This is a genomic window from Mesorhizobium sp. M8A.F.Ca.ET.218.01.1.1 (assembly GCF_004791165.1).
GTDB lineage: Bacteria > Pseudomonadota > Alphaproteobacteria > Rhizobiales > Rhizobiaceae > Mesorhizobium.
This window is the reverse complement of the sequence record NZ_SRUZ01000002.1, coordinates 860,722-884,475: the sequence shown is the minus strand read 5'-3', so window position 1 is coordinate 884,475 and position 23,754 is coordinate 860,722. Positions and strand designations below refer to the sequence as shown.

The window sequence follows — 23,754 nt, the reverse complement described above, 5'->3', positions numbered from 1 at the left end:
CCACGTTGACGCGTAACGTCGCAGTGGACCCGTCTTGCAAGGCGCTTGCGGAAAGCTAAAGTCGGCGCTGGATTTTCCTGCCGCGCCAGCATCGCGCGGCCAATCATTTCGGGGGTGTGTCGTGACAAAATCAAAATTGCTGCTGGCCGGCCTGTTGGCTCTGGTCCTGGCGCCCGTTGCCGCCTTCGCGCAGGCGCTGCCCGATCTCGGCGGCAAGAAGGTGGTGGTGGTGACGGAAAACGCCTATCCGCCGCTGCAGTTCATCGATGCCAAGACCGGCAAACAGATCGGCTGGGAATATGACGCGATGAACGAGATCGCCAAGCGGCTCAATTTCAAGGTCGAGTACCAGAACACTTCCTGGGACGCGATGATCCAGGCGGTTTCCGACAACCAGTACAACATCGGCATGACCGGCATCACCATCAAGGACGACCGCAAGGAGAAGGTGGATTTCTCCGATCCCTACATGCGCTCGGAACAGTTCATGCTGGTGCGCGGCGATGAAAGCCGCTTCACCGACGCCAAGACCTTCGGCGCCTTCAAGGACGGACTGATCGGCGCGCAGGCAGGCACGACGCCGTTCTACACCGCCGTCTACAGCGTGCTCGACGGCAACGAGCAGAACCCGCGCATCAAACTGTTCGAGACGTTCGGGGCCACGGTACAGGCGCTGAAATCCGGCGACGTCGATGTCGTGCTGACCGACGGCACCGCCGGCAAGGGCTATGCCGACGCTTCGGCGGGCAAGCTGAAGCTGATCGGCGGCCCGCTCGGAACCGAGGATTTCGGCTTCATCTTCCCCAAGGGGTCGGACCTGGTGAAGCCGGTCAACGCCGCGATCGCCGCGCTCAAGGCGGATGGCACGCTGGATGCGCTGAATAAGAAGTGGTTCCTTGATTACAAGATGGGGCAGTGAGCCCATCTTGGTGCGCGCAGTGGATTTGCAGGAAATTGCGCAATCCCGGCGCGATTTCCTTTCCGGCGCCTTTTGATGCCATCCGCATCCACCTCCAAACCCGAATTCCCCTGGTGGCTCGCCGTCGCCGGCGTCCTTGCCTTGGCGGCTGCCTTGTTCATCGCCACCAGCGACCTCTACGCCCAGGTCTTCGCCACCGTCGCCAAGGGCATCGGCATCACCGTCTTCGTCACCGTGGTCGCCTTCGCGCTCGCCTCGGCGATTGGCCTCGGCATCGCGCTGATGGGCCTGTCTGCTTCAACCTGGCTGCGGCAGATCGCGCGCTTCTATGTCGAGATCATCCGTGGCGTGCCGATCCTGGTGCTGCTGTTCTGGATCGCGTTTGCCGGCGCGCCGGCCTTCGTCGCGGCCTGGAACGCGCTGACCGCACCGCTGCAGAATGTCGGCATTCTCGGCGAACTGCTGGTGCGCGACGTGTCGTTGCTGTGGCGCGCCATCATGGCGCTGACCATCGGCTATTCGGCCTTCATCTCGGAGGTCTTCCGGGCCGGCATCCAGTCGGTCGAGAAAGGCCAGATCGAGGCGGCGAAGGCTTTGGGGCTGAGTCGCGCGCAACGCTTCCGACTGATCGTGTTCCCGCAGGCAATCCGCACCATCCTGCCGCCGCTCGGCAATGATTTCGTCGCCCTGGTCAAGGATTCCTCGCTGGTCTCCGTGCTCGGCGTCGCCGACATCACCCAGATGGGCAAGGTCTATGCCGCCGGTTCCTTTCGCTTCTTCGAGACCTATTCGATAACGGCCTATATCTACCTCATCCTCACCGTCGGCCTTTCGCTGGCGCTCAGGGCGCTGGAGCGGCGTTTGCGCCGCCAGCAGGAGGAATAGTTTTTCGGCAAGGACAGCGTTAGGCTCGGCTGCTGACCGGAGGAGGAGCTTGCCCATGAACATCGACAAGGCCAATGCGGCGCTGGATTCGGTCTACACCGCCGATACGCCCGAAACGCTGGCGCAGGCCTATGCCGCATGGGCGGCGACCTATGACAGCGAGACCGCCTCGCTCGGTTATCTCCTGCCGTTCCTGATCACCGCCTGGGTGGCGCGCCACGTGCCGGCGGGCGAGGGGCCGCTGCTCGACGCCGGCTGCGGCACCGGCCTGTCGGGACCTTCGTTGAAGGCGCTCGGCTACGGCGACATCGCCGGGCTGGATCTCTCGAACGACATGCTCAAGATCGCCGGCAGCCGCAACGCCTACAGCGAGCTGAAGCCGGCGATGCTGGGCGGACCGCTGCCGTGGCCGGATGGGCATTTCCGAGCCTTCTTCTCGACCGGCGTGTTCACCATCAGCCATGCGCCGGCATCGAGCCTGCACGAACTGGTGCGCATCACGAAGAAGGGCGGCCACGCCATCTTCACCGTGCGCGACCAGGTGTTCGAGAGCGGCGGTTTTCAGGCTGTCTTCGACGAATTGGAGCAGGCAGGGAAATGGCGGGCGGTCGAGGCAAGCCCGTGGTTCCGCTGCTATGCGATTGCCGAGCCGGAGGCTCTGGTGAAGACGTTTGTGTTCGAGGTGCTTTGAGCGGACTTCCCTTCCCCCCTTGTGGGGGAAGGTGGATCGGCGCGATAGCGCCGAGACGGATGAGGGGTGTTCCAGGGGAAAGCCAGCGTCTCACTCCGCTGGAACACCCCTCATCCGTCGCCTGCGGCGACACCTTCTCCCACAAGGGGAGAAGGAAGAAGCGCTTACCCACGCCGCAATTGCCGAAAAGCCAAAACATTGCTATCTACCCGGCCATGGAAGAGCTTTTCAGCGATCCGGCTTACAAGGGATTCGTGCTGCAGGACAGAAAACGCCTGCCGTCGCGCTTTTCCGCGCGCGTGTCCGGCGCCCTGACCAGCCGACTTCGCTGATCCCTGACGGCCGGCCGCGGGTTTGCGGCATCAGCTCTTTCCCATTCTCATATCGACGGATTTACGCACATGAGCGCACCGCGCACCCTCTACGACAAGATTTTCGACGACCATGTCGTCGACCGCCAGGACGACGGCACCTGCCTGCTCTATATCGACCGCCACCTCGTCCATGAAGTGACCAGCCCGCAGGCCTTCGAAGGCCTGCGCATGAGCGGCCGAAAAGTCCGCCATCCGGAAAAGACGCTGGCAGTGGTCGATCACAATGTCTCGACTTCGCCCGAGCGCAAGTTCGGCATCAAGAACGAGGAAAGCCGCATCCAGGTCGAGGCGCTGGCCAAGAACGCCAGGGATTTCGGCGTCGAGTATTATTCGGAGAACGATATCCGCCAGGGCATCGTCCACATCATCGGCCCCGAGCAAGGCTTTACGCTGCCCGGCATGACCATCGTCTGCGGCGACAGCCACACCTCTACCCATGGTGCTTTCGGCGCGCTGGCGCATGGCATCGGCACGTCCGAGGTCGAGCATGTGCTGGCGACGCAAACGCTGATCCAGCGCAAGGCCAAGAACATGCTTGTGCGCGTCGATGGCGTGCTGCCTGAAGGCGTCACCGCCAAGGACATCATCCTCGCCATCATCGGCGAGATCGGCACCGCTGGCGGCACCGGCTACGTCATCGAATATGCCGGCGAGGCGATCCGTGCGCTGTCGATGGAAGGCCGCATGACGATCTGCAACATGTCGATCGAGGGCGGTGCGCGCGCCGGCCTGATCGCGGCGGACGAGACCACCTTCGCCTATGTCAAGGACAAGCCGCGCGCGCCCAAGGGCGCTGCCTGGGACGCGGCGCTCGAATACTGGAAGACGCTGCGGACCGACGAAGGCGCGCATTTCGACAAGGTGATCGTGCTCGACGCGGCCAAGCTGCCGCCGATCGTCTCCTGGGGTTCCTCGCCCGAGGACGTCGTCTCCGTGCAAGGCATCGTGCCCAACCCGGAAGACATTCCAGACGAGAACAAGCGCACCTCCAAGCTGCGCGCGCTCGACTATATGGGCCTGACGCCGGGGACGAAAATCACCGACATCACGCTCGACCGCGTCTTCATCGGCTCCTGCACCAATGGCCGCATCGAGGATCTGCGCGCCGTCGCCAAGGTGGTCGAAGGCAAGACGGTCAGCCCGCATGTCGATGCCATGATCGTGCCGGGCTCCGGCCTGGTCAAGGAGCAGGCGGAAGCCGAGGGTCTCGACAAGATCTTCCGCGCCGCCGGGTTCGACTGGCGCGAGCCGGGCTGCTCGATGTGCCTTGCCATGAACGACGACCGGCTGAAGCCGCATGAACGCTGCGCCTCGACCTCGAACCGCAATTTCGAGGGCCGGCAGGGCTTCAAGGGCCGCACCCATCTGGTGTCGCCGGCGATGGCGGCGGCGGCGGCGATCGCCGGCCACTTCGTCGACATCCGCGACTGGAAGTAGGCCGTCCGATCCCGAGCGCATTCCAGGCCCCGGACCGCGTCGCTGTCCGGGGCCTTTCTTCATTCACGCGGCCGCATATGCGCCTTCGCTTAACCGCTTGTTTGGGCTTGCCCCCTATGGTCTTCCCCGACGTCAAACGAAGGGAAGTCACGGTCCTTTGGACACCGGCCTATTGATAGCGCTGCTCAATCCGACGATCGCGCTGGCGCTCGGCGCGGCGTTCCTCGTCCTGTGGTTCCATCAGCGCCATCGTCCCTACCTGGCGGTGCTGGCGCTCAGCTACTGCGTCTCGGCGCCGGGATTCCTGTTCCAGTATTTCACCTTGCCCATTGGCGTGGTGCTGACCAAGCTGGTGTCGAACATCTGCTTCTCCATCGCCGCCTGCTGCCTGTCCGGCGCCATCATCGCCCGCTATGGCAGGAAGGTGCCCGCAGTGGGAATCGCCGTTCTGGCGGGCGGCGGCCTTGCGGCCTTCGCGTGGTTCCTGTTCGTCACGCCGGATCTCACTTGGCGCATCCTGGCGATGAATTTCGGTTTCGGTGGCGTCAGCCTGCTCGTCGCCGCCGAACTGCGCCCGGTGCGCAACAATGGCCCGACAGAAATGATCCTGTTCGTGTTGTCGCTGCTGTCCAGCGTCAACTTCTTCGTGCGCACCCTGGTGGTGGTCATCGCGCACGGGCCCTTCGCCAGTTATGACGGCTTCTACGGCTCGTCCTATTGGACGACGGCGCTGTTGTCGCACGCGCTGCTGTCGCTGCTGATTGCGCTTTGCCTCTTCACCGCCGCCGCGCTCGACGTGATGAAGGCACTCAAGACGGAAACCCATACCGATCCGCTTTCGGGGCTGCTCAACCGCCGAGGTTTCGGGGAGCGCGCGGCCATGCTGCTGCAGCGTTGCGCCGTGGCCAAATTCCCGGTGGCGCTGGTGCTGGCCGACCTCGACCATTTCAAGGCCCTCAACGACGTGCACGGGCACGCCGCCGGCGACCGGGTGATCGCGGACTTCGCCGCCAAACTGCGCTCGGCCACGGGAGCACGAGGTGCCGCGGGCCGTATCGGCGGGGAGGAGTTCGCCGTGCTCCTGCCGCTGACCGATCTCGCCGCCGCGCGGCTGTTCGCCGAAGCGGTGCGCACGGTCTATTCGGCCGGCGGCGTCGACGGGCTTCCCGCCGGCACCAAGGTCACCGCCAGCTTCGGCGTGGCGGCCCGCAGCGGCGACGAGACGCTGGAACCCTTGATGCGCCGGGCCGACGAGGCGCTTTACAAGGCCAAGAAAAACGGTCGCGACAGCGTGCGCCTTTCCTACGAGCGACCGGAGACGGTGTTCGTGCCGGAGCCGGTCAAGGCCTGCTGACCACCACCTCCGCGCTTCGCGTTAACGTCTTTTTCGCCCGTCGATGTTTAGCTGTCGGCGGGGGTTTGAGGATCTATGAACGGCGCCAACTTCATCCTGTTGATCAACCTGTCGGTTGCCGGCCTGCTGGCGGCATCCTTCATGGCGGTCTCGTTCCATGATGCCGGCCGCGCCCCGGCGCGCTGGCTGGCGTCAGGCTATGTCCTGGGCATGGCCTACTTTGCCATCGAATTCAGCATTCCCGCCTTCAGCGACGCGCGGCTTCCGGTGGCTGCCGCCTTCGCCGTCTTCCTTGGCGCCACCATTGCCTTCAATGGCGGGCTTGCGCGAAAATATGGCGTGGCGCCGCCATGGACGCCGATGCTGTTCTTCCTGGCCGCCGCCACCATCGCGGTCTATTTCGTGCAGGATCTGCCGCGCCAGTCGCTCACTCGCATGATGGCCTACCAGCTTCCCTACGCAGTCATGCAGTTCGTCGGCCTTGGCATCGTCTGGTCGTCGCGGCAAAGCCGTGGCCGGCTCGATCTGATCCTGATGGCGGTGCTTGCCGCCAGCGGCCTGCAGTTTGCCTCAAAGCCTTTCATCGCGCATGCGCTGGGCGGCTGGGGCGCCAATCCGCAGGCCTATCTGCAAAGCAGCTACGCGCTGGTGTCGCAGTCGCTCGGCACGGTCTTCGGGCTGGCGCTGGCGCTGCTCATTCTGGCCATCCTGGTCCGCGACATACTCGCCGAAGTGACATCGAAGTCAGAGATGGACACGCTGTCGGGCCTGCTCAACCGTGGCGGCTTCACGCGTCAGGCGGAGCTGGCCGTGCACGACGCCACGCGTTCGGGCATGCCGGTGGCGATGGTCATTGCCGATCTCGATCATTTCAAGACCATCAACGACAGTTTCGGCCATGCCTCCGGCGATCGGGTGATCGAGACCTTCGCCGGCCTGCTGCGAGAAGCGGCCGAGAGCCATCACGTGGTTGGCCGCATCGGTGGCGAGGAGTTTGCCGTTATCCTGTCAGGCGCCAATCTTGCAACCGCCCGGCTGTTCGCGGAAGGCACCCGCCACGCATTCGGCGCGTTGCCCATCAGCGGGCTGCCGGCCGACAGCCGCTGCACGTCGAGCTTCGGCATTGCCGAGCTTCACATCGGCGAGGGTTTCTCCGACCTGATGCGGCGTGCGGATGAAGCGCTCTATCTGGCAAAGAATGCCGGGCGCGACTGCGTGCGTGTCTCCACCGGGCCGGCCGATGGGCTGGCCGTTGTAAAAATCGGCCAGGCCCGTTTCAGCGGCAGGGGCTGAGCTGCGGCATCTCGCCATCGGAAAGGCCGTACATATAGGAGCGGCCCTTGACGAACACCGGCGGGCGATAGCAGTCGCCGTCGCCCGATATGTCGTCGGATTCGTTCTGGTAGATCACCTTGGGCTGGCCGGCGCTGGTGTAGTCGGACAGCTGCTTGGCCAGCTTGCCTTCGCCGACGATGATGCGCTTGTAGCCAGCGGCGCTGTCGATGACGAGATTGCCGAACGAATCGGCGTAGACGCGGTCATGGTGGCGCAAGCCGGCCTCGGCCGGCGCGGCCACCGCAACCGCAAGTGCCGTCAGCGTGACGGCCGCGAGGCTTGTCCGTACTGATTTGGCCCGCACTGATTTGGAACGCATGTCGCTCTCCCTTTGTCGGCGCGAGAGAGATCGCGCCCCGATCTGGTCCGAATCGGAAATTAACCCTTTCTTAACCTTTGTTAAGGGGCGGAGCGGTTCCGTGGCCGTTTCTTAATGAACATGGTTAATTTATAGGCGTCGCGTTCGAGTTGCCGCCGATATCCACGGCCGGCCGGCGTGGCCCGCTGGAATCCCGGGTGAACTTGATCTCGGCGCGCCGCGTGGCTAGCGTGCCCGGGCATGAGAGGGGCAGCACATGATGTTTGGCCGAACGGTTCGGGTGTCGTTCGTTATTCCGCTGCTTCTCGCGGCCGGTGCCTGTGTGCCGCAAGACGGCGCGCCCAAGGCAGCGAGCACGGTGACACCCGTGGTGGCGCCTGCCGCCCCCACCCAGCAACAGCCCGCGCCGCCGGCGACCAAGATCACCACGGACCTCACGGCGCCACGCTTCACCACGGGCACGGCCACCTATAGATGCGGCAATGGCGGCATGATCACCATCCAGAATTTCGGCACGTCGCTGCGTGTGGTGGGGCAGGAAGGCGCCACCGAGGAGTTCGCGGCGTCGCCGGCCAACCAGAGCAGCCGCTACCAGGCGGTGACGCATGACGCAATCGTGATCGACGGACGCGAGGCGCTGGTGATGAAGAGAGGGTCGACGCCGCAGACCTGCACCCGCTGACGCAAATCCCGACACGGCAGCGCCCCGGGCCAGACATGCTGCACTGCAGCGATATCGAGCCGGCTTCGGGTGTCCGGCCGCTAATCGATTGAAGCCGCATCCGACCTTTTAGTCAGACTAAATTACGTTTTCGAAACGGTTTTCTGGCTTTGACGCGGTGCAAAAAGAGCATTAGAAACCGGCTGTCCGAAGTCGCAACCGGAAGCGGCAATGCCGCATTTCCACCTGAGGCGGGAGACGCCGAACTGGGGCAGCCATGAGCAAATCACCAGCCACCCAAGCCAGACGCGAAAGGCCGCTTTCGCCGCACCTGACGGTCTACCGGCCGCCGATCACCATGACGATGTCGATCATCCATCGCATCACGGGTGGCGCGCTCTATTTCGGCACGCTGCTGGTCGCCGTCTGGCTGATGGCGGCGGCGAGTTCGCAAGCCACGTTCGACTGGGTGAACTGGGCTTTCGGCACCTGGCTCGGCCGGCTCATCCTGTTCGGCTACACCTGGGCGCTGATGCATCACATGCTGGGTGGTGTCCGCCATCTGGTCTGGGACACCGGCGCCGGCCTGGAAAAACACACGGCCTCGAAGATCGCCTGGGCGACGCTTGCCGGCTCGGTCCTGCTCACACTCCTGATCTGGATCGCCGGCTATATGGCGCGGGGGGCCTGACCATGAGCACCGGAAAGACCGACATGCGTACGCCGCTGGGCAAGGTCCGCGGCCTGGGCTCGGCCCGCGAAGGCACCGGGCATTTCTGGCGCCAGCGGCTGACGGCCATCGCCAACATCCCGCTGACGCTGTTCTTCGTCGGCTTCCTCATCGCGCTCAATGGTCATGGCTACGCGGAAGTGCGCGCGACGCTCGCCAATCCCTTCGTGGCCCTGGTGCTGGCGCTGATGCTCATCTCCGGGCTCTATCATATGCGGCTCGGCATGCAGGTGATCATCGAGGACTATCTGCATGGCGAGGGCATGAAGCTCGCGCTGATCGCACTCAACGCCTTCTTTTCGATAGCGGTCGGCGTCGCTTCGCTCTTCGCCCTGCTCAAACTGGCATTCGGAGGCTGAAGTCTTGGCCCAGGACACGAAATCAGCCAACACGGCAGGCTACACCTTTGTCGACCACAAGTTCGACGTGGTCATCGTCGGCGCCGGGGGTGCCGGCCTGCGCGCCACGCTCGGCATGGCCGAACAGGGCCTGCGCACGGCCTGCATCACCAAAGTGTTCCCGACGCGCTCGCATACGGTCGCCGCGCAAGGCGGCATCGCCGCCTCGCTCGCCAATATGGGTCCGGACAACTGGCAGTGGCACCTCTTCGACACCGTCAAGGGGTCGGACTGGCTGGGCGACATCGACGCGCAGGAATACATGGTGCGCGAGGCACCTGCGGCAGTCTACGAGCTCGAGCACTACGGCGTGCCGTTCTCGCGCACGGAAGAGGGCAAGATCTACCAGCGGCCCTTCGGCGGCATGATGATGAATTTCGGCGAAGGCCCGCCGGTGCAGCGCACCTGCGCGGCCGCCGACCGTACCGGTCATGCCATGCTGCACACGCTCTACGGCCAGTCGCTGAAGAACAACGCGCAGTTCTTCATCGAATATTTCGCGCTCGACCTGATCACGGAGCCGGACGGCACCTGCACCGGCGTGGTGGCCTGGAACCTCGACGACGGCACCATCCACCGGTTCTCCGCCAAGATGGTGGTGCTGGCGACCGGCGGCTATGGCCGCGCCTATTTCTCCGCCACTTCGGCGCATACCTGCACCGGCGACGGCGGCGGCATGGCGGCGCGCGCGGGGCTTGCGCTGCAGGACATGGAGTTCGTGCAGTTCCATCCGACCGGCATCTACGGCGCCGGCTGCCTGATCACCGAAGGCGCGCGCGGCGAGGGCGGTTATCTCGTCAATTCCGAGGGTGAGCGCTTCATGGAGCGCTATGCGCCGTCGGCCAAGGACCTTGCCTCGCGCGACGTGGTCTCACGCTGCATGACGATGGAGATCCGCGAAGGCCGCGGCGTCGGGCCGAAGAAGGATCACATCTTCCTGCACCTCGACCATCTCGACCCGGCCGTGCTGCATGAGCGGCTGCCGGGCATCTCGGAATCGGCCAAGATCTTCGCCGGCGTCGACCTGACCAAGGAGCCGATCCCGGTGCTGCCGACGGTGCATTACAATATGGGCGGCGTGCCGACCAATTACTGGGGCGAGGTGCTCAACCCGACTGCCGAAAATCCAGACCGGGTCTCGCCCGGCCTGATGGCGGTCGGAGAGGCCGCCTGCGCATCCGTGCACGGCGCCAACCGGCTGGGCTCGAATTCGCTGATCGATCTGGTCGTCTTCGGCCGTGCCGCGGCCATCCGCGCCGGCGAGGTGATCGACCGCAATTCGCCCATCCCTTCGCCCAACGCGGCTTCGGTCGAGAAGATCATGGACCGCTTCGACAGGCTGCGTCATGCCAACGGCTCAACGCCGACGGCGGTGCTGCGCGAGAAGATGCAGCGCGCCATGCAGGAGGACGCTGCGGTGTTCCGCACGCAGGAATCGCTCGAAAAAGGCTGCAAGCGCGTTTCCGAGATCTGGGGCGAGCTCAAGGACATCAAGGTCACCGACCGCTCGATGATCTGGAATTCGGACCTGGTCGAGACGCTGGAGCTGGAAAACCTGATGGCCAACGCCATCACCACCGTCTATGGCGCCGAAGCGCGCAAGGAGAGCCGCGGCGCGCATGCGCGGGAAGATTTTTCCGCCCGTGACGATGCCAACTGGCGCAAGCACACGCTTGCCCATCTGAGCGAGGACGGCAATGTCACGCTGACCTACCGGCCGGTGCACACCGAGCCGCTGGTGGCCGAAAAGGACGGCGGCATCAGTCTCGCCAAGATCGCGCCGAAGGCGCGAGTGTACTGACAATGGCTACGGCGGCGGGATATTCCGGTACGCCCCTTCCGGCCAAGCTCGGCCTGAAGGACGGCATGATTGCCGCCTTCATCGCGCTGCCGAGGGAACTCGAGAGCCTCACAGGGGCCGTTGATTTCGCCGAGGTCGACCGGCTGGCCGAATGGTCCGACATTTCGGGCGCAACCCTGAAATACGATGCCGTCCACGCCTTCACCAGACAGCGCGCCGAGATCGAGGATCGCCTCGGCACCGTCGAAGCGGCGATCAAGCGCGATGGCATGGTCTGGGTGTCCTGGCCAAAGAAAGCCTCGAAGGTGGTCACCGACGTCACCGAGGGCGTTGTCCGCGCTGAAGCGCTCAAGCTCGACCTTGTCGACGTCAAGGTCGCCGCCGTGAATGAAATCTGGTCCGGGCTGAAGCTCGTCATCCGAAAGGACCTGAGGTAATGGTCGAACTCACGCTTCCCAAGAATTCCAAGGTCCAGCAGGGCAAGACCTGGCCGAAGCCGGAAGGCGCGACCAACCTGCGCGAATACCGCATCTACCGCTGGTCGCCGGATGATGACGAGAACCCGCGCATGGACACCTATTTCGTCGACATGGACGATTGCGGGCCGATGGTGCTCGACGCGCTGCTCTACATCAAGAACAAGATCGACCCGACGCTGGCCTTGCGCCGCTCCTGCCGCGAAGGCATTTGCGGCTCCTGCGCCATGAACATCGACGGCTCGAACACGCTCGCCTGCACCAAGGGCTGTGACGACATTTCCGGCGCCGTCAAGGTCTACCCGCTGCCGCATATGCAGGTGGTCAAGGACCTGGTGCCGGACCTCACCAATTTCTATGCCCAGCACGCCTCGATCGAGCCGTGGCTGAAGACGGTGTCGCCGACGCCAGCCAAGGAATGGCTGCAGAGCCATGAGGACCGCGAGAAGCTCGACGGGCTTTACGAGTGCATCCTGTGTGCCTGCTGCTCGACGTCCTGCCCGAGCTACTGGTGGAACGGCGACCGCTATCTCGGCCCGGCGACGCTGCTGCAGGCCTATCGCTGGCTGATCGACAGCCGCGACGAGGCCAAGGGCGAACGGCTCGACAATCTCGAAGACCCGTTCCGGCTCTACCGCTGCCACACCATCATGAACTGCGCGCAGACCTGCCCGAAGGGGCTGAACCCCGCCAAGGCGATCGCCGAGATCAAGAAGATGATGGTGGAGAGACGGGTTTAGGCCTTCGCTTGCGGCAATCTCCAACGCAGCGATCCTTCGCGCCCCCCTTTGTCCTGCCGGACATCTCCCCCACGGATGGGGAGATTGGCCGTCATCCTGGCTTTGGCCAATCTCAAGGTTGAAAGATCGGGCGCCGTCGGCGAAGCTGCCGATCCCCCCATGGGGGGAGATGTCCGGCAGGACAGAGAGGGGCGCTGTCCCGCGAGCGTCAGAAAGGATAGCAGCCCAATGACTGACCTTCCCATCCTCTCTCCCGTCGAAGCGCGCGTGCTTGGCTGCCTGATCGAGAAGAAGGAGCTGACGCCGGACGTCTATCCGCTGACGCTCAATGCGGCACTTGCCGCAGCCAACCAGAAGACGGCGCGTGAGCCTGTCATGGCGCTGGAACAGACAGAGGTGCACCGGGCGCTGAAGCTGCTTGAGCAGAAAGGGCTGGTGCGGCAGATGTTCGGCTCGCGCGTCGAGCGCTACGAGCACCAGATGGCGCAGCGCTTTTCACTGACCACGCCGCAGACCGCCTTGCTTGGCCTGCTCTTGCTGCGCGGACCGCAGACGGCGCATGAACTGCTGGCGCGAGCCGAGCGCATGGCACGGTTTTCGTCGATCGAGGATCTGCGCGGAGAACTCGACATGCTGATCGGCCGCCGGCCGCCGTTGGTGCAGGAAATTCCGCGCGGGCCGGGCCAGCGCGAGGACCGCTATGTGCATCTGCTCGCCGGCCCGGTGGACGTCGCAGCGCTATCGGCGCAACGGAGTGTGACGGCGATGCCTGCCTCCGACCTGGAAGCGCGGTTGGAGGCGCTGGAGCAGGAAGTCGCGGCACTACGCGCGCGGCTTGATGCGCTGGGCGCTTAGCCCTCTTCTCTGATTAACGTGCCCGGCGCGACCATGCGCGCCGGATTTCACACGGGATGCCGCAATCTCAGCCCAGCCTGGCGTCGAGCGAAACCTTGATCGCGCCGAGCGCCTTGGAGACCGGGCATTCGGCCTTGGCCTTCTCGGCCAGTTCCTTGAACTTCGCCGCATCGATGCCGGGCACCTTGCCGACCAGCGTGATCGCGCTGCCGGTGATGCCGGTGCCGGGAACCAGCGTCACCACGGCCTTGGCGTCGAGTTCTTCCGCCGGCGTGCCGTTCTCGGCCAGGAAATGCGAGAGCTGCATGGCGTAGCAGCCGGCATGGGCGGCGGCGATCAACTCTTCCGGATTGGTGCCGGATTTGCCGCTTTCGTCCTCGAAGCGCGCCTTGAACGAATAGGGCGTACCCTTCAGGGTTCCGCTCTGCGTGTCGAGCGTGCCCTTGCCTTCTTTCAGATTGCCTTTCCAGACGGCGTTTGCGGTGCGGTCCATGGAGTCCTCCTGGGTTGTCGTGAACTTTGTCGTGGGTGAGCCAGCGTCAGGCCAACTATAGCGCGGGCGTGCGCGAAGACCACTGCGCTGTTTGCACCACGGCGCGATGACGGCCCCCTTCTTCCGGGAAAAAATATGCATGCAAAAATGTCGGCTTCCATCCGGGCCGACCGTCCTGCGGGCGGCCACGGGAATTGTGGCCGGATGGAGGTTCACATGGACAATCTGTTTTTCGCGCTGTGGAAGAGGCCGGGCCGCGGGCCTGAGCGAGAGGAAGACTTCTGGCTGGACCCGCCGGCGTCCGGCTTCGGCAGGCTGCTGGCCGCTGTTGCCATCATTGTGGTCGCGGCATGCCTTCTCGATCATGCGGCGGCGGTCGACCGCAAGGCTGACATGGTTGTCGCCGCATCCTATGGTTTGGCGCAGGAAGGGAGCTTGAAATGAAATATGTCTGTCTGGTCTATGGTGAGGAAAAAGATCTTTATGCACTTACCGCCGAAAGGTCGGCCAAACTCGACGCCGACTCGCTGGCCTACGACAGGTCATTGGATCAACAAGGCAAGCTGATCGTCGCGCAGGCACTGCAATCGGTGACGACAGCCAAGACCGTGCGCCGTCGCACGGGCAAGCGGTTGATCATCGATGGGCCCTTCGCCGAAACCAAGGAGCAGTTGCTTGGCTTCGTCATGGTCGAGGCCGAAAATCTCGACGAGGCGCTGGACATTGCCGCCGGCATTCCGCTGGCCGAAATCGGCACGATCGAGGTTCGGGCCGTCTACGACATACCGGGGTCATAGGCGGCCCCCGGCTTCGATGGCGCGAACCGGCTTGTTTACCCGCCTAAGCTTCACCAGCCACGAATTGTTTTTTCTTCGTTAGAGGCAACTCTTGCGTGTTGAAGCAACGCGACAGTTCTCCTATCGTCGCCGGGATTTTCGGGGGATTTGGACATGCCTTTCCTGATTGCTGTCCTTGGCGTGCTCGGCGCGGCGGCGTTCTGGTGGTACCGGATGAAGGCGATGAACGACGCCGCGCGCGAGGTCGCCGACGTCGTCGGGCGCGTGCAAGGCAACATCAGGCGCAAGAAACTGCGCAAGCAGGCCGCGCTCTCGCCGCTGACGGCGATCGACGATCCGGTTGTGGCCGCCGCGACGCTGATCACCGCGATAGTTTCGGAAGATGGCCCGGTTCTGCCGCAGCGCGAGGCCGTCATTCGCGAGGTGATTTCGCAGATCGCGGCCGGCCAGAAGAAGACCGACGAGGCGGTTGTCTATGCCAAGTGGGCTGCCTCGCAAATAGACGACACCACCATTGTCATCGACAAGCTAGCACCCTTCTTGCGCGAGCGCCTCGACCCGAGCGAACGGGACGATCTGCTGCAGATGCTGAACCGGGTTGCTCAGGGCGGAGAGCGGAGCCTGAAGATACCGGACCAGCGCATGCTGCGACTGCGCCAGAAGCTCGGTTTTGAAGTGAACTAGGACCCTTGGGTCCATCGGCAGTTCGCAGACCTTGGTGATTGATGACGAAGCTGGGCAGGTTCAGATCGCCTCGCCCTTCAGCAGCCTTGGCGTGCCGGCGGAAAGGCCCGATGCCTGGCGGATGAAGAACTCCTTCAGCCGTGGCATGCGTTCGACGAGGCCGAGGCCGATGTCGCGGACGGTGCGCAGCGGGGTGATGTCGTTGGAAAACAACCGGTTCAGCACATCCGTCGTGATGCCCATCTGCACCGTGTCGAAACGGCGCCATTGCTGGTAGCGCTCCAGCACGTCGAGCGCGCCGATGTCCTGGCCGAGCCGGTCGGCCTCGACGATCACCTCGGCAAGTGCGGCTACATCCTTGAAGCCGAGATTGAGGCCTTGGCCGGCGATCGGATGGATGCCGTGCGCGGCGTCGCCGGCAAGTGCGATGCGCGGCGCGACGAAGGCGCGCGCGATGGTGAGGCCGAGCGGCCAGGCGCGCGGCTTGTCGGCGACGCGGATTTCTCCCAGCTTGAGGCCGAAGCGCTGTTCGAGTTCATGCTCGAAGACGAGATCGTCGCCTTCCACGAGCATTTTGGCGTCTTCAGTCCGTTCGACCCAGACGATCGATGAACGGTTGGTGCCGTCCTCGTCGGGTTTCAGCGGCAGCGTGGCGAAGGGGCCGGCGGGCAGGAAATGCTCTTCGGCGCGACCATTGTGCGGCCGCTCGTGAGCGACGGTGCAGACGATGCCGGACTGGCCGTATTCCCACTTGACCGTCTTGATGCCGGCCATGTCGCGCAGTTTCGAATTGACACCGTCGGCGGCAACCAGCAGCCGCGCCGTCAACGTGGCGCCGTCGGCCAGGTGCACCGTGATGCCGGCGCCATTGGTCTCAAAACCTTGCACCGCCACGCCTTCGATGATGTCGATGCCGAGCTTTTCGGCTTTGGCCCGCAAGGCGCCGTTCAACGCCCGGTTGGCGACCATGTGCGCGAAGGGTTCGCCCGGCGCCACCTCGCCGCCGAAGGTCAGGAAAACCGGGCGCACCGGATCGGCGCTGCGTGAATCGGTGATGATCATCTCGGTGATCGCTTGCGCCCTCGGCGCGATTTCGGCCCAGACGCCGAGCTGGTCGAGCATGCGGCACGCGGCCGCGGCGATGGCCGAGGCGCGGCCATCCCTTTGCCAGGATCCGGCGGGCGCCGCATCGACCAGCGCCACGGCGAGGCCCGGCCGTGCCTGCTTCAGCGAGACGGCGGCGGCCAGGCCGACATAGCCGGCACCGGCGACGAGAACATCGAGCCCGGATCTGGTCTTGGCGTCGGCCTTGCCTTCCATTGTCCTGGCTCCTTCTCTCGGCGACCCTTTGCGCGCCGCCCGGGGGCTCGCGCCCTTGACGGCTCGTTCTTCCTGTCGGAAACCGCCATAGCAATTTTGCGGCGAGGTCACAAAACATGACGGCGGCGATCGACGAGCTTCTGCGCATTCTCGACCTCGAGAGGCTGGAACACAATCTGTATCGTGGTCGCAGCCCCCAGGTGGAGTGGCAGCGCGTGTTCGGCGGCCAGACCATCGCCCAGGCGCTGGTGGCGGCGCAGCGCACGGTGGAGCCGGACCGTTTCGTGCATTCGCTGCACGGCTATTTCATGCGCCCGGGCGACATCAAGGTGCCGATCATCTACGAGGTCGACCGCATCCGCGACGGCGGTTCCTTCACCACGCGGCGCGTGCTGGCGATCCAGCACGGACAGGCGATCTTTTCGCTGGAGGCTTCGTTCCAGGTCGACGAGAAAGGGCTCGAGCATCAGTTCGCGCTGCCCGACGACGTGCCGCCGCCGGAAGGGCTGAAGACGCAGCGCCAGCTGCTCGAAACTGCCGACCGGGTGCCGGAAGCGGTGCGCCGTTTCTGGGCGCGCGAGCGGCCGCTGGAACTGAGACCCGTCAATCTCCAGCACTATGAAAGCCGCGACAAGCTGCCGCCCCGGCAGAATGTCTGGATCCGCCTTGCCGGTCCGGTCCCCGACGACCGCGCGCTGCAGTCGGTGCTGCTCGCCTATCTCTCCGACATGACGCTGCTCGACACCTCGACCTTCGCGCATGGGCGCGGCCTGTTCGATCCCGACATCCAGGCCGCCAGCCTCGACCATTCGATGTGGTTCCACCGGCCGCATTCGCTCGATGGCTGGCTGCTCTATGCACAGGACAGTCCCTCGAGCTCGGGATCGCGCGGTTTCAGCCGCGGCACGCTCTATGCCCGTGACGGCACGCTGATTGCCTCGATGGCACAGGAAGGCCTGATCCGGCTCAAGCGTTGAGCACTTTGCGGGTCTTGTTTGAGCATGATCTTTTCCGAAACCCAGCCTCGCCTTTTCGGGGTCACTCCCAAAGCCGGCAAAATAGGCAATTTCGAAAAATTGCATAATTTTTGAGCATATGATGCACCGCAGGCGCCAGCACCTGCCGGTTCCGGCCACTCCATTCCCTTTGTTTACAACAGGTTAATACCCTGCTTCGGCACTTGGCACGGAGCTTGAATCCTTGGGGGCACTCTCCGGCTCCTCGGGATCGGTGAAGGTGTGCAAACGCGGGGGACCGCAACAGCAAAGGGTGAAACCTTATGAAAATCGTGATGGCAATCATCAAGCCGTTCAAGCTGGACGAGGTGCGCGAGGCGCTCACCGCCGTCGGCATCCAGGGCCTGACCGTCACCGAAGTCAAAGGCTACGGGCGTCAGAAGGGACATACGGAAATCTATCGCGGGGCGGAATACGCGGTCTCCTTCCTGCCGAAGATCAAGATCGAAGTCGCGGTCGCGGCCGACATGGTCGACAAGGCCGTCGAAGCCATCACCGCCGCAGCCAAGACCGGTCAGATCGGCGACGGCAAGATCTTCGTTTTCGGCATCGACCAGGCCGTGCGCATCCGCACCGGCGAAACAGACACCGACGCACTCTGAGCGGCGAACACGTATTCCAATGGAGAGTTCAATGAATATTCCTTCCACCTTGAAGACGACGGGACGGGCGGCCCTGCTGGGCTCGCTCGCTCTCGCAGCGTTGGGCAGCGTCGCCGCCTTCGCGCAGGAAGCCGCACCCGCTGCGGCGGCTGCCGCGCCGGCTGCCGCTCCGACCCCGGTGCTCGATACCGGCAACACCGCCTGGATGCTGACCTCGACGGCGCTGGTGCTGATGATGACCATCCCGGGCCTGGCGCTGTTCTACGGCGGCATGGTGCGCAAGAAGAACGTGCTTGCCACCATCATGCAGAGCTTCGCCATCACCTGCCTGGTGACGGTGCTGTGGTTCATGTTCGGCTATTCGCTGGCCTTCTCCGACGGCGGCGGCATGAATGCCTATCTCGGCGGCACCTCGAAATTCTTCCACCACGGCATCACCACCGCGAGCCTGTGGCTGCCGGGTGTGGCCAACATCCCTGAATTCGTCTTCTCGATGTTCCAGATGACCTTCGCCATCATCACGCCGGCGCTGATTGCCGGCGCCTTCGCCGAACGCTTCAAGTTCTCGGCACTGCTGATCTTCATGGCGCTGTGGCTGCTGGTCGTCTACGTGCCGATCGCGCATTGGGTCTGGGGTGGCGGCTTCCTCGGTACGGCTGGCGTTCTCGACTTCGCCGGCGGCACGGTCGTCCACATCAATGCCGGTGTAGCGGGCCTCGTCTGCGCGCTGGTGCTCGGCAAGCGCGAAGGCTATGGCACCACCAACATGGCACCGCACAACCTTGTCTATTCGGTCATCGGCGCATCGCTGCTGTGGGTCGGCTGGTTCGGCTTCAACGCCGGTTCGGAACTGGCGGCCGACGGCCTTGCCGGTGCCGCCATGCTCAACACCCAGGTCGCCACAGCCGCCGCGGCTCTGGCCTGGATGTTCGCCGAATGGATCATCGCCAAGAAGCCTTCCGTGCTCGGCATCATCTCGGGCGCCGTGGCCGGCCTCGTCGCGGTGACGCCGGCTTCCGGTTTCGTCAATCCGACCGGCGCCTTCATCGTCGGCATCGTCGCCGGCGTCGTCTGCTACCTCTCGGCGGTCAAGGTGAAGCACATGTTCGGCTATGACGACTCGCTCGATGCCTTCGGCGTGCATGGCGTCGGCGGCGTGATCGGCGCCTTGCTGACCGGCGTGCTCGCCGACCCGGCGATCAACAGCCTCTCGTCGGGCGCTTCGCTCGGCAAGCAGATCTACGGTGTCGCCGTCACCATTATTTGGACGGCGGTTGCCACCTTCGTCATCCTCTACGTCGTCAAGGCGCTGGTCGGCCTGCGTCCCACGACCCAGGAAGAGGTCGAAGGCCTCGACATTTCCCAGCATGGCGAAGTGGTGCCGTAAGGCATCCTTGCCACGGGGCCGGCGGAACCCTCCTCCCGCCGGCCCCGTACCTCCAGGCACTTCCGGAAAATCGCAAAGGCACTTTTCCTGGAATTGCTGGAGTTCTTTGTTTTTACGCAATTCCGGACGGAAAACCGCGAAAGCACTTTTCCTGGAATTGCACGAGTTCTTTGTTTTTACGCAATTCCGGACGGAAAACCGCAAAAGCACTTTTCCTGGAATTGCTTTGAAAAGCATCCCGTCGTGACGTCCTCGAAAGGGACTCACGCCTTGAGGCCCGGATCGCTCCGGGCCTCTTTTTTGGCAATTCTTCTTTCTGGTGGAGATCAACTTCGCGCAATCACGTTCGCGTGAAGGAGATTTTCGAGGAAACATCGACCGCCCTGTCTCCGAACTGTGGAGGCGCCCGTCGTTCTGACGCTCGTGTTTCGAAACATAGGGAAGGAATTTGCTCATGAACCTCAAGGATATCTGCCTCGGGGCACTCGCGCTTTCCATGGTCAGCGGCTTTGCATTTGCCGGCGCACTGGACGAGCCGGACAACATGGCGCCGTTCTTCACCGATTCCAGCATGAAAACCATGAAGCCGATGGAGGAATTCAAGGCAGCTTTCATAGCCATGCCGAAGGAGAAGCAGGACGCCATGATGAAGGAATGCCAGGACGCGGCGATGAGCAAGCCGCACGCCGAGTTCTGCGCCAATGTGAAGATGCTCGGCGGCGCCAACAAGTAAACGCACGGCCGACCCGACCAATGGATGGCGGGCCGAAGCGCCCGCCATTTTCATGTGACGCGAGCGCTGGAGGTGTCGATGTCGAAAGGACGATCGCCGCAGCCTTATAGTTAATGCGCCCTTAACCTTCCCACGCCTAGTCTGGCATCCGAATCTGCCGGAGTGCGTCATGCGCTCGGGCCAGGCAATCAAGACGGGGAAGAGCATGCGTTCAGGGGCTTCAGCACCGCTCGCGCTGACCGATACCGGGGGCGGCATCCAGGCATTCGCGCGGCGCCAGGTCGGCCGGCTGGTCGGCGCCGGCCTGTTCGCGTTCACCGCCTTCGCCGTCGCAAGCCTCGCGACCTGGAACGTCGCCGACCCGAGCTTCTCGCACGCCACCGCCAACACCGTCACCAACGCCATGGGCTATGCCGGCGCGGTCTTCTCCGACCTTGCGATGCAGTTCTTCGGCCTTGCCGCGGTTGCCGCGCTGGTTCCGGCCGTCGTCTGGGGCTATCTGCTGTTTTCGGCGCGCGGCGTCGACCGGCTGCCCAAGCGCGGGCTGTTCTGGTTCGGTTTTGCGCTGCTCGCCGCCGCGATCGCGGGCTGCGTGGTTCCGCCCAAGACCTGGCCGCTGCCTACCGGCCTCGGCGGCGTCTTCGGCGACATGGTGCTCAAGATTCCCGGCGTCCTCATCGGCGGCTATCCGACCGGACTGGTCGCCAGCGTGCTCGCCATATTGCTGGCTGCACCGGCGCTCTGGCTGTTCGCCTATGGCGCGGCGCTGATCGGGCGCAAGAACGGCTTCGCCGTGATGGAAGAACCGGCCGCGGCGGACCCGCGCGAGGACGAGCTTCTCTTCGACAATGACGAGGACGAGGGTGACGAGGGCATATTGGCGCTCGGCGCCATCACCCATTGGTGGCTGTCGTTGCGCGCGTGGATGCATCGCCGCGCGGTGCGCCGCAGGCAGGAGCGCGATGAGTTCGAGCCGGAGATGGAGCCACGCGCCAGTGCTTGGCGACGTGCCGCCGAACGGGTCGAGTCGGCCGAGTTCGCCGAATCCCGCATGAGCCAGGACGGCCGCGCCCGTGTCGAACCGGAATTCTTCGCCGCCATGGTGAACGACCGCGGCGTCTCCGTCGATCCGGCCGACGACGATGTCTTCGGCCGCGACGACGAGGACATGGATTTCGACGACGAGCCCGTCGCCCAGCGGCGTGCCCCCACTGCCAAGGTCCAGCAATTCCGTTCCGATGCCGCCACCCGGGTCGAGGCGCCGGCGGCGCGACCCGTGCCTGGCGCCCGCGTCCAGCGCGAGGCGCAGACCTCGCTGATCGGTTCGGACACGTTCGAAATGCCGTCGCTGCATTTCCTGTCCGAACCCAAGAACGTCGCGCGCGACCCAAGTCTTTCCAAGGACGCGCTGGAACAGAACGCGCGCCTGCTCGAAGGCGTGCTGGAGGATTTCGGCGTCAAGGGCGAGATCATCGCCGTTCGCCCGGGTCCGGTCGTCACCCTTTATGAGCTCGAACCCGCACCGGGCATCAAGTCGTCGCGCGTCATCGGCCTTTCCGACGACATCGCCCGCTCGATGAGCGCGATTGCGTGCCGCGTCGCCGTGGTACCCGGCCGCAACGCCATCGGCATCGAACTGCCAAACGCCAAGCGCGAGACGGTTTATCTCAGGGAGATCATGGCCAGCCGCGATTTCGAGACCACCAAGGCCAAGCTGGCGCTGGCGCTGGGCAAGACCATCAACGGCGAGGCCGTCATCGTCGACATCGCCAAGATGCCGCACGTGCTGGTCGCCGGCACCACCGGTTCGGGCAAGTCGGTCGCCATCAACACGATGATCCTGTCGCTGCTCTACCGGCTCACGCCGCAGGAATGCCGGCTGATCATGATCGATCCGAAGATGCTCGAACTCTCCGTCTATGACGGCATTCCGCATCTTTTGACGCCGGTCGTGACCGATCCGAAGAAGGCCGTGGTGGCGCTGAAATGGACCGTGCGCGAGATGGAGGACCGCTACCGCAAGATGTCCAAGGTCGGCGTGCGCAACATCGACGGTTTCAACGCCCGCGTCCAACAGGCCGAGAAGAAGGGCGAAAAGATCTCGCGCACGGTACAGACCGGCTTCGACCGCCAGACCGGCGAGGCGATCTACGAGACCGAGAATCTCGATCTCGAGCCGATGCCCTATATCGTTGTCATCATCGACGAAATGGCCGACCTGATGATGGTCGCCGGCAAGGACATCGAAGGCGCCGTCCAGCGCCTGGCGCAGATGGCGCGCGCCGCCGGCATCCATGTCATCATGGCGACGCAACGTCCCTCGGTCGATGTCATCACCGGCACCATCAAGGCCAATTTCCCGACCCGCATCTCCTTCCAGGTGACGTCGAAGATCGACAGCCGCACCATTTTGGGCGAGCAGGGCGCCGAGCAGCTGCTCGGCATGGGCGACATGCTCTACATGGCCGGTGGCGGCCGCATCCAGCGCGTGCACGGGCCGTTCGTCTCCGATGACGAGGTCGAGAAGATCGTCGGGCACCTGAAGCTGCAGGGCGTGCCGGAATATCTCGACGCCATCACCGAGGATGACGGCGAGGACGACGACGAGCCGTCCGGAAAGGGCGGTTCCGGTGGCGGAAGCGGTGGCAATTTCGAGGATTCCGACGATCCCTACGATCAAGCGGTCTCGGTGGTGCTGCGAGACGGCAAGGCCTCGACCAGCTACATCCAGCGGCGTCTGGGCATCGGCTATAACAGGGCCGCCTCGATCATCGAGAAGATGGAAAAGGAAGGCATTGTCGGCCCGGCCAACCATGCCGGAAAACGCGAAATCCTGGTGCCGACCGAAGACGACAAATTCTAGCTGGTGGGAGTTCGCGGCAACTTTGAACCTGCTGGCGCGTTCAAGCGATTGAGCAGCGATCGCCTCGCCAAACTTCAGCCCAACTGGGGGTTCACGACAGCGACCAAATCAGGAATCAAACGAGAGTGACCGATATGAAAAACGATCTTTCAGCGCTCAGCGATCTTGCCCCGACACGCCGCCAGTTGCTTGGCCTCGGTCTTGTGTTCGCCGGTGCCGCCGCCCTCAACGTGGTGCCCGGATTCGAGCTGCTGGCCTCGGCGCAGGCGGCCGCGCCTCCGGCGGCGCAAAAGATCGCCGACCATTTCTCAGCGGTCAAATCGATGAGCGGCGAATTCGTCCAGTTCGGCCCCAAAGGCGAGCAGACCGGCGGCAAATTCTTCCTGGAACGGCCGGGCAAGATCCGCTTCAATTATGACGGAGCTTCGAATTTCCGGGTGATTTCCGACGGCAGATCAGTTGCCATCCTCAACAAGAAACTGAACACGTCGGACCTTTATCCGCTATCAAAGACGCCGCTGAAGCTGCTGCTCGACGACCGCATCGACCTCTCCGGCGACCGCGTCAAGAGCGTCAAGGAAGAGGACGACCTCACCACCATCCAACTCTCCGACAGGTCGGTTTTCGGCAATGCGCGAATCACCATGATGTTCGACCCGAAAACCTACGACCTGCGGCAGTGGACGATTACCGACGCGCAGGGCAAGGACACGACGGTGATGATCTTCAACACCAAGGAAGGCGTCAGTTTCGCGCCGGACACCTTCGCCATCGACTATACGGCCAATCGCGAGCTGAACACGAAAACCAGGTAGGTTTCGTCGCCTCGCTTGTCTTTCCGGCGTGCGGCTGGCAGTAGTTCGGCGATCTCTCGCCGGACTCCT

Annotated in this window: 26 protein-coding genes; 23 read left to right on the top strand and 3 right to left on the bottom strand. The window is 63.9% G+C overall.

The window, feature by feature from the left end; genetic code table 11:
• Nucleotides 1–121 precede the first annotated feature (121 nt).
• The 7 genes from EN861_RS10570 (at nucleotide 122) to EN861_RS10540 (ending at nucleotide 6,953) form a co-directional block, all read left to right on the top strand.
• The gene (locus EN861_RS10570; protein ID WP_135863424.1) at nucleotides 122–919 is read left to right on the top strand and encodes a transporter substrate-binding domain-containing protein; all 798 of its coding nucleotides are present in this window, start codon (nucleotides 122–124) and stop codon (nucleotides 917–919) included.
• 75 nt (nucleotides 920–994) lie between these two features.
• Nucleotides 995–1,804, top strand: a complete 810-nt coding sequence (locus tag EN861_RS10565) for an amino acid ABC transporter permease (RefSeq protein ID WP_135863422.1) — start codon at nucleotides 995–997, stop codon at nucleotides 1,802–1,804.
• Nucleotides 1,805–1,859: 55 nt separating this feature from the next.
• Complete coding sequence (locus tag EN861_RS10560; RefSeq protein ID WP_135863420.1) at nucleotides 1,860–2,495, top strand: class I SAM-dependent methyltransferase; 636 nt, start codon at nucleotides 1,860–1,862, stop codon at nucleotides 2,493–2,495.
• Between the two features lie 59 nt (nucleotides 2,496–2,554).
• The gene (locus tag EN861_RS35385) at nucleotides 2,555–2,827 is read left to right on the top strand and encodes a hypothetical protein (RefSeq protein ID WP_189343600.1); all 273 of its coding nucleotides are present in this window, start codon (nucleotides 2,555–2,557) and stop codon (nucleotides 2,825–2,827) included.
• Between the two features lie 69 nt (nucleotides 2,828–2,896).
• Nucleotides 2,897–4,306 (top strand): 3-isopropylmalate dehydratase large subunit, encoded by a 1,410-nt coding sequence (gene leuC, locus EN861_RS10550; protein ID WP_135863418.1) that lies wholly within the window; start codon nucleotides 2,897–2,899, stop codon nucleotides 4,304–4,306.
• A gap of 157 nt (nucleotides 4,307–4,463) precedes the next feature.
• Nucleotides 4,464–5,660: a GGDEF domain-containing protein gene (locus tag EN861_RS10545; RefSeq protein WP_127276786.1), complete on the top strand. Its 1,197-nt coding sequence runs from the start codon at nucleotides 4,464–4,466 to the stop codon at nucleotides 5,658–5,660.
• 75 nt (nucleotides 5,661–5,735) lie between these two features.
• Nucleotides 5,736–6,953 carry a GGDEF domain-containing protein gene (locus EN861_RS10540; RefSeq protein ID WP_135863416.1) on the top strand — a complete coding sequence of 406 codons (1,218 nt, stop codon included), beginning with the start codon at nucleotides 5,736–5,738 and terminating at the stop codon, nucleotides 6,951–6,953.
• Here EN861_RS10540 and EN861_RS10535 read toward each other — a convergent pair.
• Nucleotides 6,937–7,299 carry a hypothetical protein gene (locus EN861_RS10535; RefSeq protein WP_127872906.1) on the bottom strand — a complete coding sequence of 121 codons (363 nt, stop codon included), beginning with the start codon at nucleotides 7,297–7,299 and terminating at the stop codon, nucleotides 6,937–6,939. The genes EN861_RS10540 and EN861_RS10535 overlap by 17 nt on opposite strands.
• A gap of 271 nt (nucleotides 7,300–7,570) precedes the next feature.
• On the opposite strand from EN861_RS10535, the gene EN861_RS10530 reads away from it, so the two are divergent.
• From EN861_RS10530 to EN861_RS10495, 7 genes are all read left to right on the top strand, one after another.
• Nucleotides 7,571–7,996 (top strand): hypothetical protein, encoded by a 426-nt coding sequence (locus tag EN861_RS10530; RefSeq protein ID WP_135863414.1) that lies wholly within the window; start codon nucleotides 7,571–7,573, stop codon nucleotides 7,994–7,996.
• Between the two features lie 256 nt (nucleotides 7,997–8,252).
• Nucleotides 8,253–8,666, top strand: coding sequence for a succinate dehydrogenase, cytochrome b556 subunit (sdhC, locus tag EN861_RS10525; RefSeq protein ID WP_127276780.1), 414 nt, complete (start codon nucleotides 8,253–8,255; stop codon nucleotides 8,664–8,666).
• Nucleotides 8,667–8,668: 2 nt separating this feature from the next.
• The gene (gene sdhD, locus EN861_RS10520; RefSeq protein WP_135863411.1) at nucleotides 8,669–9,064 is read left to right on the top strand and encodes a succinate dehydrogenase, hydrophobic membrane anchor protein; all 396 of its coding nucleotides are present in this window, start codon (nucleotides 8,669–8,671) and stop codon (nucleotides 9,062–9,064) included.
• A 4-nt stretch (nucleotides 9,065–9,068) separates the two neighbouring features.
• Complete coding sequence (sdhA, locus tag EN861_RS10515; protein WP_135863409.1) at nucleotides 9,069–10,904, top strand: succinate dehydrogenase flavoprotein subunit; 1,836 nt, start codon at nucleotides 9,069–9,071, stop codon at nucleotides 10,902–10,904.
• A gap of 2 nt (nucleotides 10,905–10,906) precedes the next feature.
• The gene (locus EN861_RS10510; RefSeq protein ID WP_135863405.1) at nucleotides 10,907–11,341 is read left to right on the top strand and encodes a DUF3052 domain-containing protein; all 435 of its coding nucleotides are present in this window, start codon (nucleotides 10,907–10,909) and stop codon (nucleotides 11,339–11,341) included.
• Nucleotides 11,341–12,120, top strand: a complete 780-nt coding sequence (locus EN861_RS10505) for a succinate dehydrogenase iron-sulfur subunit (protein WP_127276771.1) — start codon at nucleotides 11,341–11,343, stop codon at nucleotides 12,118–12,120. Before EN861_RS10510 ends, EN861_RS10505 begins: the two co-directional genes overlap by 1 nt.
• Before the next feature lie 228 nt (nucleotides 12,121–12,348).
• Entirely contained in the window at nucleotides 12,349–12,975 is a 627-nt protein-coding gene (locus EN861_RS10495; RefSeq protein ID WP_127276769.1) for a DUF480 domain-containing protein, read from the top strand.
• A 67-nt stretch (nucleotides 12,976–13,042) separates the two neighbouring features.
• Here the strand turns inward: EN861_RS10495 and EN861_RS10490 are convergent, their stop codons facing one another.
• Complete coding sequence (locus EN861_RS10490; protein WP_135863403.1) at nucleotides 13,043–13,468, bottom strand: OsmC family protein; 426 nt, start codon at nucleotides 13,466–13,468, stop codon at nucleotides 13,043–13,045.
• Between the two features lie 216 nt (nucleotides 13,469–13,684).
• On the opposite strand from EN861_RS10490, the gene EN861_RS10485 reads away from it, so the two are divergent.
• The 3 genes from EN861_RS10485 to EN861_RS10475 all read left to right on the top strand — a co-directional run bounded on the left by EN861_RS10485 (nucleotide 13,685) and on the right by EN861_RS10475 (nucleotide 14,949).
• Nucleotides 13,685–13,912 (top strand): hypothetical protein, encoded by a 228-nt coding sequence (locus tag EN861_RS10485; RefSeq protein WP_127872836.1) that lies wholly within the window; start codon nucleotides 13,685–13,687, stop codon nucleotides 13,910–13,912.
• Nucleotides 13,909–14,265, top strand: a complete 357-nt coding sequence (locus tag EN861_RS10480) for a YciI family protein (protein ID WP_127276761.1) — start codon at nucleotides 13,909–13,911, stop codon at nucleotides 14,263–14,265. Before EN861_RS10485 ends, EN861_RS10480 begins: the two co-directional genes overlap by 4 nt.
• Before the next feature lie 153 nt (nucleotides 14,266–14,418).
• The gene (locus EN861_RS10475) at nucleotides 14,419–14,949 is read left to right on the top strand and encodes a hypothetical protein (protein ID WP_135863401.1); all 531 of its coding nucleotides are present in this window, start codon (nucleotides 14,419–14,421) and stop codon (nucleotides 14,947–14,949) included.
• A 60-nt stretch (nucleotides 14,950–15,009) separates the two neighbouring features.
• Here EN861_RS10475 and EN861_RS10470 read toward each other — a convergent pair whose 3' ends face one another.
• Nucleotides 15,010–16,269: a ubiquinone biosynthesis hydroxylase gene (locus EN861_RS10470; RefSeq protein WP_127872838.1), complete on the bottom strand. Its 1,260-nt coding sequence runs from the start codon at nucleotides 16,267–16,269 to the stop codon at nucleotides 15,010–15,012.
• Nucleotides 16,270–16,385: 116 nt separating this feature from the next.
• Here EN861_RS10470 and tesB point away from each other — a divergent pair, with 116 nt between their 5' ends.
• The 6 genes from tesB to EN861_RS10440 all read left to right on the top strand — a co-directional run bounded on the left by tesB (nucleotide 16,386) and on the right by EN861_RS10440 (nucleotide 23,685).
• On the top strand, nucleotides 16,386–17,246 hold the full coding sequence (tesB, locus tag EN861_RS10465) for an acyl-CoA thioesterase II (protein WP_023771879.1): 861 nt from the start codon (nucleotides 16,386–16,388) through the stop codon (nucleotides 17,244–17,246).
• A 302-nt stretch (nucleotides 17,247–17,548) separates the two neighbouring features.
• The gene (locus EN861_RS10460) at nucleotides 17,549–17,887 is read left to right on the top strand and encodes a P-II family nitrogen regulator (protein WP_127280023.1); all 339 of its coding nucleotides are present in this window, start codon (nucleotides 17,549–17,551) and stop codon (nucleotides 17,885–17,887) included.
• Between the two features lie 31 nt (nucleotides 17,888–17,918).
• Nucleotides 17,919–19,274, top strand: coding sequence for an ammonium transporter (locus EN861_RS10455; RefSeq protein WP_127280024.1), 1,356 nt, complete (start codon nucleotides 17,919–17,921; stop codon nucleotides 19,272–19,274).
• 454 nt (nucleotides 19,275–19,728) lie between these two features.
• The gene (locus EN861_RS10450; RefSeq protein WP_135863399.1) at nucleotides 19,729–20,007 is read left to right on the top strand and encodes a hypothetical protein; all 279 of its coding nucleotides are present in this window, start codon (nucleotides 19,729–19,731) and stop codon (nucleotides 20,005–20,007) included.
• A gap of 205 nt (nucleotides 20,008–20,212) precedes the next feature.
• A complete protein-coding gene (locus EN861_RS10445; RefSeq protein ID WP_127872839.1) occupies nucleotides 20,213–22,870 on the top strand; it encodes a DNA translocase FtsK in 2,658 nt (885 codons plus the stop codon).
• Between the two features lie 134 nt (nucleotides 22,871–23,004).
• The gene (locus EN861_RS10440) at nucleotides 23,005–23,685 is read left to right on the top strand and encodes an outer membrane lipoprotein carrier protein LolA (RefSeq protein WP_127278263.1); all 681 of its coding nucleotides are present in this window, start codon (nucleotides 23,005–23,007) and stop codon (nucleotides 23,683–23,685) included.
• Nucleotides 23,686–23,754 lie beyond the last annotated feature (69 nt).